At 62.4% G+C, this 13,972-nt stretch carries 13 protein-coding genes; 8 read left to right on the top strand and 5 right to left on the bottom strand.

Going from position 1 to position 13,972, the window contains the following annotated elements; all coding sequences use genetic code 11:
* Positions 1–107: 107 nt before the first annotated feature.
* The 5 genes from C0617_RS14130 to tmk all read right to left on the bottom strand — a co-directional run bounded on the left by C0617_RS14130 (position 108) and on the right by tmk (position 5,878).
* A complete protein-coding gene (locus C0617_RS14130; protein WP_291317683.1) occupies positions 108–1,496 on the bottom strand; it encodes a TatD family hydrolase in 1,389 nt (462 codons plus the stop codon).
* Positions 1,497–1,559: 63 nt separating this feature from the next.
* Positions 1,560–3,092 carry a methionine--tRNA ligase gene (metG, locus tag C0617_RS14125; RefSeq protein ID WP_291317682.1) on the bottom strand — a complete coding sequence of 511 codons (1,533 nt, stop codon included), beginning with the start codon at positions 3,090–3,092 and terminating at the stop codon, positions 1,560–1,562.
* A 16-nt stretch (positions 3,093–3,108) separates the two neighbouring features.
* The gene (locus C0617_RS14120) at positions 3,109–4,158 is read right to left on the bottom strand and encodes a stage 0 sporulation family protein (protein WP_365889355.1); all 1,050 of its coding nucleotides are present in this window, start codon (positions 4,156–4,158) and stop codon (positions 3,109–3,111) included.
* A 107-nt stretch (positions 4,159–4,265) separates the two neighbouring features.
* Entirely contained in the window at positions 4,266–5,234 is a 969-nt protein-coding gene (gene holB, locus C0617_RS14115) for a DNA polymerase III subunit delta' (protein ID WP_291317680.1), read from the bottom strand.
* Positions 5,231–5,878 (bottom strand): dTMP kinase, encoded by a 648-nt coding sequence (gene tmk / locus C0617_RS14110; RefSeq protein ID WP_291317679.1) that lies wholly within the window; start codon positions 5,876–5,878, stop codon positions 5,231–5,233. The genes holB and tmk overlap by 4 nt, the downstream gene beginning before the upstream one ends.
* A 167-nt stretch (positions 5,879–6,045) precedes the next feature.
* Here tmk and rnc point away from each other — a divergent pair, with 167 nt between their 5' ends.
* The 8 genes from rnc to C0617_RS14070 all read left to right on the top strand — a co-directional run bounded on the left by rnc (position 6,046) and on the right by C0617_RS14070 (position 13,960).
* On the top strand, positions 6,046–6,744 hold the full coding sequence (gene rnc / locus C0617_RS14105; protein WP_291317678.1) for a ribonuclease III: 699 nt from the start codon (positions 6,046–6,048) through the stop codon (positions 6,742–6,744).
* Positions 6,744–7,757: a radical SAM protein gene (locus C0617_RS14100; RefSeq protein WP_291317677.1), complete on the top strand. Its 1,014-nt coding sequence runs from the start codon at positions 6,744–6,746 to the stop codon at positions 7,755–7,757. Before rnc ends, C0617_RS14100 begins: the two co-directional genes overlap by 1 nt.
* A gap of 15 nt (positions 7,758–7,772) precedes the next feature.
* Positions 7,773–8,666 (top strand): GTPase Era, encoded by an 894-nt coding sequence (gene era, locus C0617_RS14095; protein ID WP_291317676.1) that lies wholly within the window; start codon positions 7,773–7,775, stop codon positions 8,664–8,666.
* Between the two features lie 48 nt (positions 8,667–8,714).
* On the top strand, positions 8,715–10,025 hold the full coding sequence (der, locus tag C0617_RS14090; RefSeq protein ID WP_291317675.1) for a ribosome biogenesis GTPase Der: 1,311 nt from the start codon (positions 8,715–8,717) through the stop codon (positions 10,023–10,025).
* A 236-nt stretch (positions 10,026–10,261) separates the two neighbouring features.
* Entirely contained in the window at positions 10,262–11,506 is a 1,245-nt protein-coding gene (locus C0617_RS14085) for a DUF4388 domain-containing protein (RefSeq protein WP_291317674.1), read from the top strand.
* A gap of 40 nt (positions 11,507–11,546) precedes the next feature.
* Positions 11,547–11,915 carry a response regulator gene (locus tag C0617_RS14080; protein WP_291317673.1) on the top strand — a complete coding sequence of 123 codons (369 nt, stop codon included), beginning with the start codon at positions 11,547–11,549 and terminating at the stop codon, positions 11,913–11,915.
* A gap of 8 nt (positions 11,916–11,923) precedes the next feature.
* Entirely contained in the window at positions 11,924–12,196 is a 273-nt protein-coding gene (locus tag C0617_RS14075) for an Hpt domain-containing protein (protein ID WP_291317672.1), read from the top strand.
* Positions 12,197–12,199: 3 nt separating this feature from the next.
* Positions 12,200–13,960, top strand: coding sequence for a chemotaxis protein CheA (locus C0617_RS14070; protein ID WP_291317671.1), 1,761 nt, complete (start codon positions 12,200–12,202; stop codon positions 13,958–13,960).
* Positions 13,961–13,972: the final 12 nt, after the last annotated feature.

Genomic DNA, 13,972 nt, shown 5'->3' with positions numbered 1-13,972 from the left:
CAGTTTTTATTGCCGTCCGCCTTCCGTCTTCCCGGCCGAGTTCCTGGCGGGCCTGTGAACAGCCAGAACTCCTCTGACTTTATGGTCAGGACTCATCGGGCGGTACATTAGCCGACCTCGTTGTATTCGCGCTCGCGAAACTCCACGCCCAGTTCCTTTGCCACCGAGCGGCAGGCCTCGATATCGAGCCCCGGCAGGGTTACCGCGGTGGCGGTCACCGAGGGGATGTGCTTCCCGGCGAGGCGCAGGAATTCCTTGACGGCTTCGTACGCCGGTACTCCGAAACGCGATCGGCACCATCTCTGGTAGGTTTCCCCGTCTGGCGCGTTCAGGGAGACGGAGACGGCATCGACCAGGCCGGCCAGTTCGGGCAGGATGTTGCGGCCGTGGACCAGGTTGGCTTGCCCGTCGGTGTTGACCCGCACCCGGACCCCCCGCTCCTTGAGCCACGCCGCCAGTTCTTTGACCAGTTCCAGGCGCAGCAGGGGCTCGCCGTATCCGCAGAAGACGATTTCTTCCCAGTCGCCCGGTTCGCCGATGGCCCGCTTTATCTCCTGGACCGTGGGCTCCTTCTCCAGGCGGAGATGGTGCCCCTTTACGGTGTAGTCCTTGAACTTTGCGCAGAAGGTACAGGCGTTGGTGCAGCGGTTGGTGATGTTGAGGTAAAGGGCGTTGCGGATGGGATAGGCGATCTGGGCGGTCTGGTCCACCGCGCCGATGCCGAACAGGTAGTGGGCGTTGAGGTTTGTGATCCGGGCGATGTCGGCCACCGTCAGGCCCTTGACCTCGGCCAGGGTCCTGGCGGTATGGCGTACGTGGGCCGGTTCGTTGCGCTTGCCCCGCAGGGGCTGGGGGGCGAGGTAGGGGCAGTCCGTTTCAACAAGCATGTGGTCGGCGGGGATCGCCCGGGCGACCTCGCGCAGGGCCTCGTTCCTGGGGTAGGTCAGGGGTCCGGCGAAGGAGATGTAGAAGCCCATCCCGATGCAGGCCCTTGCCAGGGCGATGTCGCCGCTGAAACAATGCAGGACTCCCCCGACCTCGGCGGCGTTCTCCTCCTGGAGAATCTGCAGCACCTCCCCGTGTGAATCCCGGTCGTGGACGATTATCGGCTTGCCGGCTTCACGGGCGAGGCGGATCTGCCGGCGAAAGGCCTCCCGCTGCAGAGGGCGGGGGCTGCGGTCGCGGTAGAAATCGAGACCGATTTCCCCGACGGCGACCACTTTGTCGTTTTCGGCTACCAGGCTGGCAATTTCCTGCAGTCCCGCCGGGTCGGCCTGGGCCGCATCGTGGGGGTGAATGCCGACGGCGGCATAGACCCTGGGATGGCTGCGGGCGATCTCCACGCTGGCCCGGGAACTCTCCAGGTCGCATCCGATGGTCAGGATGTGGCTGATTCCGCCTTCGATCGCGCGGGCGATCACCTCCTCGCGGTCATCGCGAAACTGGTTGCTGTCCAGATGGGCGTGAGTATCGACCAGGGGCGCTGTTTCGGTCATGGCTGGCTCCAAAAGTAAGGGGCGCCGCGGCGCCCCTCGAAACGGTCAACTGTCCGGGCCGGGTCAATCGGTTTCGATGCGGGGGAAGAGGGGGGGCGCCTTCTCGATGACCGTGCCGGGCTTCAGGCCTCCCCAGGCCGTGTCGCTGACCAGGGGAGCCTCCCCGGTCTGGGCGCCGAGAATAGAGAGGATGCTCTGGGCGGTGCCGGGCAGGAAGGGGGAGATCAGCAGCGCGATGAGGCGCTGGGCCTCCAGAAGGTTGTACATGACGGTGCCGAGGCGTTCGGCCTGCTCCGGATCCTTGGCCAGGGTCCAGGGAGCGGTGTCGTCGATGTATTTGTTGGCGGCTCTGATCAACTCCCAGATGGACTGGAGGGCCTTGTGGAAGGACAAGTCGTTCATCTGGGTGTCAACGCTCTTCAGCGCTTTGGGGAAGCGGCCGATGAAGGCCTCGTCCGTGTCCGCATTTTCCACCGGAGAGGGCAGGACCCCCTTGAAGTACTTGCCGATCATCGCGGTGCTGCGGCTGACCAGGTTGCCCAGGTCGTTGGCCAGGTCGGAATTGATCCGGTGCACGAGGGCGCTGTGGGAAAAGTCGCCGTCCAGGCCGAAGGGGACTTCCCGCAGCAGGAAGTAGCGGATCGGGTCGACCCCGTACTTGTCGATGAGCATATTCGGCTCGACCACGTTGCGCAGGCTCTTGCTCATCTTCTGCCCCTCCACCGTCCACCATCCGTGGGCGAAGACCCTCTTGGGCAGGGGCAGCCCGGCCGCCATCAGGAACGTGGGCCAGTAGACGGTATGGAAGCGCAGGATGTCCTTGCCGATAACATGGACGTCCCCGGGCCAGAAGTCGGCGAAGTGCCCTTCCTGGTCTTCGGGGTAGCCAAGGGCCGTAATGTAGTTGGTCAGGGCGTCGAACCAGACGTAGAGGACGTGTCCTTCCTTGCTGGGGACCGGTATGCCCCAGGAGAAGGTGGTGCGGGAGATGGAAAGATCCCTCAGCCCCTCCTTGATGAAGTTGAGGATCTCGTTGCGGCGGCTCTTGGGCTGGATGAAGTCCGGATGCTCTTCGATGTGCTTGACCAAGGCGTCCTGGTATTTGCTCATGCGGAAAAAGAAGGACTCCTCCTTTAGCCGGTCCGTCGGGCGGCCGCAGTCGGGGCAGCAGCCGTCGAGCAGTTGGGTTTCGGTCCAGAAGGTTTCGCAGGGCGTGCAGTACCAGTCCTCGTACTCCCCCAGGTAGATGTCGCCTTTGGCCTCGATGATCTTGAACAGCTCGGAGACGCCCTTTTTGTGGCGCTCCTGGGTGGTGCGGATAAAATCCGTGTTCGATATGTCGAGCTTGTCCCACAGGGCCTGGAAGCGCTTGACCACGCGGTCGGCCAGTTCGAGGGGGGTTTCGCCCCCGGCCTGGGCGGCTTTTTCCACCTTCTGGCCGTGCTCGTCGGTACCGGTGAGAAAGAAGACCTCGAGGCCGCAGGCTCTTTTGTAGCGGGCGAGCACATCGCAGGCGAGGGTGGTGTAGGCGTGGCCGATGTGGGGCACGTCATTGACGTAGTAAATAGGGGTGCTGACATAGAATCGCTTCGGCATGCGTTCTCTCCTGGGATTAATTGCGCCGGGGCCGGCGACGGCTTCTTCGCCTGCCGTCTTTCCCGGCGGTGCCGTCTCCCTGGGGACGGTCTTCCGGGCGGGCGGGGCTTTCTTTCTTGGTCTGAGGCTTCTGCGAGGAGCTTTCGCCCTGCTGCTTGCGCTGCTGCGGTCGCTGACCCCCGCCGGATTTCCGGCGCCGGGGTTGAGCAGTCTCCCCCTTGTTCTCTCCCTGGCGGGACTGGGCGCCTGGGCGCTGGGAGTCCTTGGGCTTGGCCTCTCCCAGGCTGTCAGCCGCGGCTTCTTCTGTGTGCCCGTCGCCGAACCGCACCACGACCTTCTGAGCGAGGACCTTTTGATTGATGACCTCACCCTCTCGGCCTTCCACTTCGACTCGGCGACCGCACTTGGGGAGTTTCTTTTTCATCGTGCAGTAGGTTTCGAATTCGTAGCCGAGGCAGCAGAGAAGGCGTCCGCACTGACCGGAGATCTTGTTGGGATTGAGGGCCAGACCTTGTTCCTTGGCCATTTTGACCGATACGGGGGAGAACTCGGTAAGAAAGGTGCAGCAGCACAGTTCGCGGCCGCAGATGCCGATCCCGCCGGTGAGTTTGGCTTCGTCCCGAACGCCGATCTGGCGCATTTCGATGCGGGTGTGGAAGTGGTGGGCCAGGTACTTGACCAGCTCGCGAAAATCGACCCGCCCGTCGGCAGTGAAATAGAAAATGATTTTTGAGCCGTCGAACAGGTATTCGGCCCGGACCAGCTTCATATCCATCTTGCGCTGGTGGATACGATCCATGCAGAAACGGAAGGCGGCAGTCTCGCGGGCAGTGTTGTTGTCCGCCATCTCCCGGTCTTCGTCCAGCGCGATGCGCAGGACGTTTTTCATTTCCTTGCCGATTTCCGAGTCGGGCACTTCGCGGGGAGGGGATACAACCGTACCGAGGGCCCTGCCCCGGTCGGTCTCGACCACGATCTGGTCGCCGTTTGCAAGCTCCAGGTCCTGAGCGTTGAAATCGTAGCGACGGCCGGCGTCGCGGAACTTTATGGTGACAATGCGCATCAAATTCCCGTCAGAGTCGTTACGAGGTTCGCCCGTAGGGAGAAAAAGGCCCCCGGGGGGCGAACATCGGGTGCATGGGGTTGTCCTCACTGGGTCCGGGGCGGCGGGGCCTAGGCTGCCAGCTGCATCAGCAGGACGTCAAGAGCAAGTTGGCGGTTGACGTTCCTGTCGAGTTGCTGGCGACTGGCATTGATGGCCCCCAACTTGCGCAGCAGGGAGGAATAGGTCTCCCTGCCGGCCCTGCGGTGTATCGTTTCCAGGAGGTCGATGTTGACCAATTCCTGTTCCGGGCGGCCGTGGTGAAAGAGGAGAAGGTCCCGGAAGAAGGCCTGGAAAATTTCCAGAATGTCCGGGAGGCTCTCCTTCTCCTTGGCCAGGGCCTCGGCCAGGTCGAAAAGTGGCAGTATGCTCCCTTGGCTGAGGCCCGTAAGGGTTTTAAGGAGGTCCTTGCGCCTCTCCAGGAACAGATCGCGGTGTTTGCCCAGGGCCTTTTTGAAACTACCCTCGGAGAGCGCAGCCAGCACGTGCGCCTCCGTCTCGTCCACCCCCAGCCGCTCAGCGAGGGCTTCCTTGAGATGCTCACGGCCCAACCGGGAGAAGGGGAGGCGCTGGCAGCGCGAACGGATCGTGCTCAGGACCCCCTCGGGCTGGGGGGTCATGAGGATCAGCAGGGTGTCGCCCGGCGGTTCCTCAAGGGTCTTGAGCAGGGCGTTGCCTGCGGCCGGGTTGAGCTTTTCTGCGCCGTCGATGAGACAGGTCTTTTTGGTAGCTTCCAGGGGGCGGAAGGAGAGCTCCTTCTGCAGGGCGCGAACCTGGTCGATCTTGATGGCCGCCCCGTCCGGTTCAAGGATGTGCAGGTCGGGGTGGTTGTGGTGATCCACCTTGCGGCAGGCGGTGCAGTCACCGCAGCCGGTACCTTTCAGGCAGAAGACGGCTCTCACGAGGGCCAGGGCCATCAGTCGCTTGCCGATTCCCTCGGCGCCTTCGAACATGTAGGCATGGGCCAGGCGGCCGCTGGCGACGGCCCTGCGGAGGATGTACTTCTGGCGTTGGTGGCCGAGAATTTGGGTGAAGGTCATTGCCGTACTCCAGCAGCCAGGACGGGATCGACCGCCCGGGCGATCCTCCCGGCAACCTCGTCGATCGAGCCCCGGGCATCGACCACCCGAAACCGGTCTTCCCTGCGGGCCAGCTCCAGGTACCCCTCCCTGATCCGCCGGTGAAAGGCGATGCTCTCCAGTTCGAAGCGGTCTTCGTTCGGCCCGCTTCGGGAGTCGTTGCGGCGCAGGGCCCTCTGCACACCCTCTTCCGGGGGGAAGTCGAGGAGCAGGGTCAGGTCCGGAGCGAGGCCCCCCGTAGCGAGGCCGTTCAGCTCCTCGATAACCTTCATGTCCAGGCCCCGGCCGAACCCCTGGTAGGCGAGGGTGGCGTCGGCAAAGCGGTCGCACAGCACGGTGGTTCCGGAATCGAGGGCCGGCCGGATGACCTCCTCGATGTGCTGGGCCCGGGCCGCGGCGTAGAGCAACAGCTCGGCTCGGGGGACCATGGCGGTGTTTCGGGCATCGAGCAGGATAGTCCGGACGGCGTCGGCGATGGTGCATCCGCCCGGTTCCCTGGTGGTCAGGACAGTTCGCTCCCTGGCCCGCAGGCGCTCGGCCAGAAGGGCAATCTGGGTTGACTTGCCGCTGCCTTCGATTCCTTCAAAAGTTATAAATAAAGACATGAATTGGCCGCCGGGAAATAATCGCGTCATTATAGGTAGGGCCCCGGGAAGAAGCAAGGAAAAAGCCGGTTCGGTGTCGAGAAGCGTTGCCGCAGGTGGGCGTTTCAGATATACTCGGCGCCACGCGGGGTTTCGCACGGTTTTCAGACGAGTTCACGGAGAAGGCTTTGGATCGAAGAGAATGCGAAAGGCTTCTCGAGGAGAAGGTCGGGTATCGTTTCAGCGATCATGGACTGCTCAGGGAGTCTTTGACCCACAAATCGTTCAGCAACGAACAGCCCGGGCGCTCCGTCGCCCACAACGAGAGGCTGGAATTCCTGGGGGATGCGGTCCTCGACCTGGTGGTCAGTCACGCCCTTTTCGATGCCTTGCCGGATCGGAACGAAGGGGAGTTGAGCCGGGTGCGGGCCGAGGTGGTGAGCGAAAAGAGTCTGGCTCTGCTCGGGCGCGGCCTCGACCTCGGGGGGGGGCTGCTTCTTGGCAAGGGAGAGGCTCGAAGCGGGGGACGCGACAAGGACAGCCTCATCGCCGACGCCTTGGAGGCTCTGCTCGGAGCGATTTTCTGCGACGGAGGCCTGGAGAGAGTGAGGCCGATCATTGAGGACCTATTCGGCGAACCGATCCGCTTTTCGGCCCAGCGCAAGAGCGGGGTCGATTTCAAAAGCCGTCTTCAGGAACACCTGCAGGGACGGTATGGAAAGGCTCCCGATTACGTCCTCCTCCACGCCGAGGGTCCCGATCATCAGCGCCGTTACACGATAGAGGCCCGTTTCGAGGGCCGGGCCGTCGGTGAAGGCCGGGGAAGGACCAAAAAGGCCGCCGAGCAGGAGGCAGCCCTACGGGCCCTTGAGCGGCTGGATGGTTGATGGCCGCGCCAATTTACCCCATTTTTCTTCCCCTGGCCGGGTGCCCCCTGCGCTGCGTCTATTGCGACCAGCGAAGTTACTCAGGACAGGCCTCCCGGCCCGAACCCGAAGAAGTCGCGGGCATGCTTCACGAGATGCTCCCCGCTCGGGGAGAGGGGGAGATCGCCTTTTACGGCGGGACCTTTACCATGCTTCCGGGCGGCCTCCGGGAAGACTACCTGTCCGTGGCCCAAACCTGCCTGCGCGCCGGCAGGGCCGCCGGGATCCGGGTTTCGACCCGTCCGGACGCCCTGGACGAGGGGGTTGTGGACGGCCTGGCCCGCTGCGGGGTGACGACGGTGGAGATCGGCTGCCAATCCTTCTCGCCCCGGGTGCTTGCAGCGGCGATGCGCGGGCATGGCCCCTCGGAGGCTCGGGGGGCGGTCGATCGCCTGCGGGTCCGCGGGCTGGGGGTCGGGCTTCAGTTGATGCCGGGCTTGCCCGGCGGGGACCGGGCCGAGGCGATCGCCTCTCTTGAGACCGCCCTGGCTCTGAAACCCGACTTTCTGCGCATCTATCCGACCCTGGTGGTCCGCGGGACGCCTCTGGAGGGGCTCTTCGGCGGCGGCCAGTACCGGCCCTGGACGGTCGAGGAGGCCGTGGAGGTCTGCGCCGACATGGCGCTGCGCTGCCGGCGGGCCGGGGTCCCGGTGATCCGTCTCGGTCTGCAGGGGACGCCGGCGCTCTCCGGCGGAGGCGTCCTTGTCGCCGGCCCCTACCATCCGGCCTTCGGTCAACTGGTCCGTTCCCGCCTGTGGCGGCGGGCCCTGCTGCGGGGGGCTGAATTGACCGGATCGGCCCGGGTCCGGGTCCACCCGGCGGACCTCTCCGATGCCCTCGGGCACCGCAGGGACAACCGGGATGTTTTCCTCCGCCGCTTCGCCGGCGGGGAGATCCGGGCAGACCGCAACCTGTCCCGCGAGCACGTAGCGTTCGCTGGGCGCAATTACCATTTTGCCGAACTGGCCCACTAAGGGGCGGGAGGAACTTTGGAAAAATCGTTTCGTTCAGGCTTCATCGCCATTGTAGGGCGGCCCAACGTGGGCAAGTCGACCCTGCTCAACCGCATTCTCGGGCAGAAGATCGCCATCACCTCGAACAAGCCTCAGACGACCCGCAACCGGATCCTCGGGATTCACAACCTGCCCTCCGCCCAGGTCCTTTTTCTCGACACCCCGGGCATCCACAAGGCCAAGGGGCGGCTCAACAGGTACATGGTGGAGCAGGCCCTGGGGGCGTGCAAGGACGTCGATGCGGTCTTTTTCCTGGTGGAGGCCGGCGACAGCGTCGGCGGCGGGGACGAGTTCATCCTGAAAACCCTTTCCGCCGGCAAGGCACCGGTCGTTCTTGTCATCAACAAGATCGACACGGTAGAAAAGTCATGTCTTCTTGCCCAGATTGACGCTTACTCCAAGCTCTTCGATTTTCGCGCCATCGTTCCCGTCTCCGCGATCAAGGGGCAGGGGGTAGATGATCTCGTGAAGGAGGCCCTTTCGCTTTTGCCGGAAGGCCCCCGCTACTACTCTGAAGACATGGTCACCGACCTGCCCGAGCGGTTCATCGCCGCCGAGATGATCCGGGAGAAGGTCTTCCGGCGCACTCGCCAGGAGATCCCCTACGGGGTCGGGGTTCAGGTTGAGAACTTCGAAGAAAAGCCCGAAAAGAACCTCGTGGTGATCCAGGCCGCGATCCTTGTGCCCCGGGAGGGCCATAAGGGTATTCTCCTCGGCAAGCAGGGCGGGGCGATCCGGGAGATCGGCATCGACGCCCGCGGGGAAATCGAGCGGTTTCTCGGTTGCCGCGTTTTTCTGGAGCTTTTCGTCAAGGTGAAGAAGGATTGGACCGAATCCGAGCGCCTGATCCGCGAACTCGGCTACGAATAGACAGCTTGTTTTGGCCGGGCCGAGGGCCCGGCGGGGAAAGAGATTACCATGTCCATTGTCGCTATCGTCGGCCGACCCAATGTCGGAAAGTCGACCCTGTTTAACCGGATACTCGGCCGGCGCCGGGCTATCGTCGAGGATTTTCCCGGCGTGACCCGCGATCGAAACTACGCCGAAGTGACCCGCTTCGAGTCTCCCTTCACCCTTATAGACACGGGCGGTTTCGAGCCCGTCAGCCAGGAGCGCCTGCTGGTGCAGATGCGGGAGCAGTCCCAGTTGGCGGTCGAGGATGCCGACGTGATCCTGTTCGTCATGGACGGCAAGGAGGGGTTGACCCCGTCGGACGAGGAGGTGGCCCAGTTGCTGCGCCAGGCCGAGAAGCCGGTTCTCTTCGTGGTCAACAAGGTCGACGGCGAGAAGCAGGAGCTGGGCGTCGCCGAGTTCTACGGGCTCGGCGTGGATCAGATTTTTTCGATTTCCGCGGAGCACGGCCGCGGCATCGGTGACCTGATCGAGGCCCTGCTGCGCCTGCTTCCGAAGGGCCAGGCCCCCAGGGACAGGAACGAGGAGGTTCGCCTGGCGATTGTCGGTCGGCCCAATGTCGGCAAATCCTCCCTCGTCAACCGGATGGTCGGCTACGAGCGGGTTGTGGCCAACGCCGCCGCCGGGACGACCCGCGACAGCATAGACACCCCCTTCACCTACAACGGCAAACCTTACCTGCTCATCGATACGGCCGGGATCCGGCGCAAGGGAAGGGTCAGCCAGCGCCTCGAGAAATACAGCGTCATCCAGGCCCTCAAGGCCATGGACCGCGCCCATGTGGTGCTCGTGGTCATCGACGCCGAAGAGGGGGTTACCGACCAGGACCTGACCGTTGCCGGTTATGCGCACGAAAAGGGAAGGGCCGTTGTCCTGCTGGTCAACAAGTGGGACCTGGTGGAAAAGGACAAGAACACCATGGGTGAGTTCGTCGAGAGGCTCAGTCTCGCCTTCAAGTTCCTGCCGACGTCTCCCATTCTCTTCGTCTCCGCCCTCAGTGGACAGCGCGTTTCCAAGACGATGAACCTTGTGGAGAGGGTCGCAGCGGAGCACAACCGGAAGGTGTCCACTTCGGCGCTCAACAAGGTCCTGGCCAACGCCGAGCGGACCCACCCGCCCCCCATGTTCCAGGGCAAGCGGCTCAAGTTCTTTTATGCCACCCAGACGGCGGTTCGTCCCCCCACCTTTGTCATTTTTGTCAATCGCGCCGACGGGGTCCATTTTTCTTATCAGCGCTACCTGGTCAACCAGTTTCGAGATGTCTTCGGATTCGAGGGGACGCCGATTCGCCTCGTTTTCAAAGATAGGGAGCGGTAATTGCTCTCCGGCAGAATTGGGGCGTTCAGGGCAACCTGGGCGCCTTTTTTGTAGGGACGATTGGCTCTAGTCCTCTTTCGCCGGGGAATGAGCCAGCGCCGACCGCGGAGGCAACGGGCTGGCGCTGGAAAAATCCTTTACAACCCTACTGACCTGAGATATATTAATTTTTCCGTTTAATTTTAACCTGTTATGATCGGTACTCCGGGTCGCGGGGACGATCAGGTCGAATATTCATGAGTCTTGTCGGCAACCTCGAAGATCTCGGGTTGGGGGATATTCTTCAGATCGTCAGTCTCAGCCGCAAGTCGGGGGCTCTGATTCTGGAGGGCCCCGGCCTGCAGGGAAAAATGTTCTTCCAGGACGGCCAGGTGACGCGGGCAACGTCGAGTCTCTTCATGGCTGGTCTCGGGGACATCCTGGTGCGCAAAGGTGTCGTGGACCTTGAGACCCTCAAGGGCGCCCTGCACCTGCAGAGACGGGGCACCACCCGCCAGTCCCTCGGGGCCATTCTCGGCGAGAGTTTCGGGGTCCCCAAGGACGCCATAGAGCAGGTCGCAAGAGAGCAGGTCGAGAAGATTGTCTTCAGCTTCTTCGGATGGGCGGAGGGGACCTTCGCCTTTGAGTTGGGCGGGCTCGACGAAGCCTGCGGGTTCGCTGAAGAGGGGGGCGCCGGGATCGATCCCCCTGTTTTCTTCGTTGAGGAGGGGCTCAATCCCCAATGGCTCGCCATGGAGGGAAGCCGTCTTCTCGACGAGAAGAGACATCGCGGCGAACCGCTTGCGGTAAGGGAGGAGCCGACCCTGAACCTCGAGGCTCTCTTGGCCGAGGGGGCGGATTCTGCGCCGCCGATGCAGGCCCCGGTCCCGTCCCCGTCTCCGTCCCTCGTTAATATCGGTGCGGAACTGCTCAGCGAAATGGGTGAACTCGATCAGGTGTCGCTTTCCGGCAAAGGCTCCAAGTCCCCCGGACTTCACCTGCTCAAGGGGATGCTGCAGGAACTCAGCAACCCTTCTCTTGGTGGTGGGGTCGTTCTGCTGATTCTTCGCTTCGCCAGCGAGGTGATGAATCGGGCGGTGATCTTCTCGGTCAAGGAAAATGAGATTGTAGGATTAGGGCAGTTCGGTATAGAATTCGATCGGGAGATGGCGGACGTCCGGATCCGGGGCATGAAGATTCCCCGGGAGGAGCCCTCGAGGCTCACCGAGGCAGTTCGGGAGTTTTCTCCCTGCAGGGTTCGACCGGGGGACAGCCCCTGGGATGCCTATCTGCAGAAACAACTGGGCGGCGGGGTTCCGGAAGAGATTTTCCTCGGGCCCATCCTCAGCGAAGGCCGTGTCGTGGCCCTGATTTACGGGGACAACCTCCCTGAGAAAAAACCGATCGGGGACACCGAGGCGTTCGAGATTTTTCTTTCCCAGGCCGGCCTGGCTATGGAGAGGGCCATTATCGAGCGGCGCCTTGTGGGGGGGCGGGTCTGACCCCTGAGACAAGCCCCTGATTTTTCGATGGAGGACCTGCGTGCCGAAGAAGATCCTGATCGCTGAAGATTCACCGACCATGCGCTCGCTGATCGTTTCCACCATGGCGACCATGGACGACTATTCCTTTGTCGAGGCCGCCAACGGTTTCGAAGCCCTGCGTATTCTCCCCAGGGAGAAGGTCGATCTGGTGATCACCGATATCAATATGCCGGATATCAACGGCCTGGAACTCGTCAGCTTTATCAAGAACCATCCCAATTACAAAAACACTCCTTTGTTCATTATCAGCACCGAGGGAAGCGAACGGGACCGGGAAAAGGGCCTGAAGCTCGGTGCCGACGCTTACCTGGTCAAGCCCTTTTCCCCTGACGAGCTTCAGACCCTCGTCAGGCAGTACCTCGGGTAGGAGAATCGATGGCGGACAAGGTTTCAGGTCAAGCAGTCCGGGAATTCTTGGGCGAGGCCGAGGAAATCATTGAAAAGCTCAACCTCGATCTAATGGCCCTTGGCGATCAGGCGGCCGGAGGTGAGACCGACCCCGATCTGCTCAACAGCATCTTTCGTGGGGCCCATTCCATCAAGGGACTCTCCGGGATGTTCGGTTTCGACGATATTTCCCAGCTGGCCCACTACAAGGAAAATCTCCTCGACAGCTTGCGTCTCGGCAAGGTTCCCCTCACCGCCTAAGTGATGGAGACCCTTTTCGCGGCCCTCGACACCTTGACCCGCATCGTCCAGGGCAAGGGGGAGGATGAGGATTTTACCCTCGATCTTGGACCGCTCGTCGGGCGCATCGAGAGCATTCTCGGCGGCGGTGGAGCCGGCGGCCCCGGCGGGACAGAGCAGGAAATCGATCCGGAGCTGCTCAAGGTCCTGACCGAGTACGAGGAGCACCGGCTCTGGGAGAACGTCAAAAACGGTCGCAACCTGGTCCGGGTCAAGGCCGCCTTCGACCTTGGCAGCTTCGATGTGGAGTTGGCCGAAATCACCGATACTCTCAAGAAGGAATGGGAGGTCATCAGCACCCTTCCCCTCGCCGAAGACCTCAGCGACCAGATCGCCTTTCAGATACTCATCGGGACGTCCTGCTCTCCCGAGCAGATTTCCAGCCGTCTGGACCGTGACGGCCTCTCGGTGGAGGCGGTGATCCAGGGAAAGAAAACCGGGGCAAAGGAAGAGCCGGCCCAGGAAACTCCCCCTTCCGCCAGTGTAGCTGACGAGGACGATCGCGCAGGCAGTGAGTCCCTGCGTTCGATCAGCCGCACGGTGCGGGTGGACATCGAAAAGCTCGATTCCCTGATGAATATCGTCGGCGAGCTGGTCCTTTCCAAAGGGGCTATCGCCTCCATCAACGAGCGTCTCAAGTTCGACGGCAACGGCGATCTTGCAGGCGAACTGCAGAAAGCGACCCGAACCCTGGAGCGACGATTGGAGGAGCTGCAGAAGGGGGTTCTCGAGGTGCGCATGGTTCCCGTCGGGCAGCTTTTCGAAAAGATGACACGAATCGTGCGGCGGGTGGCCCATGAACACGACAAGAAGGTCGCCCTCGAAATTCACGGTGCGGAAACCGAGCTGGACAAGCTTATCGTCGAAGACCTCTCTGATCCCCTCATGCATATTATCCGCAATGCCATCGATCACGGCATCGAGAGCGCCGCGGAGCGGCAATCCAGAGGGAAGCCCGAAAAAGGGACCATCCGTCTGAACGCGTCCCAAAAGGGCAATCACGTGGTGATCGAGGTCAACGACGACGGCCGCGGCATCGATCCCGACAAGGTTCGCGGCAAGGCCCTGGAGAAGGAGCTTATCGAAGAGGGAACCGAGCTGAGCCGGGAGGACATCTATGACCTCATCTTCCTGCCCGGGTTCTCCACCTGCGAAGAGGTGAGTGACCTGTCGGGCCGAGGGGTCGGCATGGACGTGGTCAAAAATAATATTTCCGCCCTCTCCGGGATGATCGAGATCGACAGCAAGGTGGGGCAAGGCACCGCGATCACCATCACTCTTCCCATCACCCTGGCAATCATCAAGGCGCTGATCATCCGCGTCAGCACCAAGACCTACGCGGTCCCCATTAACGCGGTCATGGAGACCCTCATGGTCGAGCCCGGGGAAATTCGAACCATCGAGCGCCGGGAGGTGATTCAGCTCAGGGAAAGCACACTGCCCCTGCTGCGTCTCGGGGAGGTTTTCCAGCTGGCGGGCAGCAAAAGGGGCGATCAGCGATGTTTCGTCGCAGTGGTCGGGTTGGCCGAGAAACGCATGGGAATCGTTGTCGACGAGTTGCTCGGCCAACAGGACGTGGTTATCAAGTCTCTCGGCAGCTCCCTCTCCTTCGTGAAGGGGATCGCCGGCGCGGCGGACCTCGGCAACCAGAAGACCATCCTGGTCCTCGATGTCGGTGGCCTGATGAGCGAGACCCTGCGCGGAGATACGGCCTTTTATGTATAAGGGGTTCTACCG

Origin of the sequence: Desulfuromonas sp. (genome assembly GCF_002868845.1) — a bacterium.
Taxonomy (GTDB): domain Bacteria; phylum Desulfobacterota; class Desulfuromonadia; order Desulfuromonadales; family BM501; genus BM501.
This window is presented reverse-complemented; position numbering and strand designations above follow the sequence as displayed.

Coding starts and splice junctions, on each gene's coding strand:
- C0617_RS14100 (WP_291317677.1), top strand. CDS start 6,744: ATGGCCGCGCCAATTTACCCCATTTTTCTTCCCCTGGCCGGGTGCCCC.
- C0617_RS14130 (WP_291317683.1), bottom strand. CDS start 1,496: ATGACCGAAACAGCGCCCCTGGTCGATACTCACGCCCATCTGGACAGC.
- C0617_RS14075 (WP_291317672.1), top strand. CDS start 11,924: ATGGCGGACAAGGTTTCAGGTCAAGCAGTCCGGGAATTCTTGGGCGAG.
- C0617_RS14070 (WP_291317671.1), top strand. CDS start 12,200: ATGGAGACCCTTTTCGCGGCCCTCGACACCTTGACCCGCATCGTCCAG.
- metG (WP_291317682.1), bottom strand. CDS start 3,092: ATGCCGAAGCGATTCTATGTCAGCACCCCTATTTACTACGTCAATGAC.
- holB (WP_291317680.1), bottom strand. CDS start 5,234: ATGACCTTCACCCAAATTCTCGGCCACCAACGCCAGAAGTACATCCTC.
- der (WP_291317675.1), top strand. CDS start 8,715: ATGTCCATTGTCGCTATCGTCGGCCGACCCAATGTCGGAAAGTCGACC.
- C0617_RS14085 (WP_291317674.1), top strand. CDS start 10,262: ATGAGTCTTGTCGGCAACCTCGAAGATCTCGGGTTGGGGGATATTCTT.
- tmk (WP_291317679.1), bottom strand. CDS start 5,878: ATGTCTTTATTTATAACTTTTGAAGGAATCGAAGGCAGCGGCAAGTCA.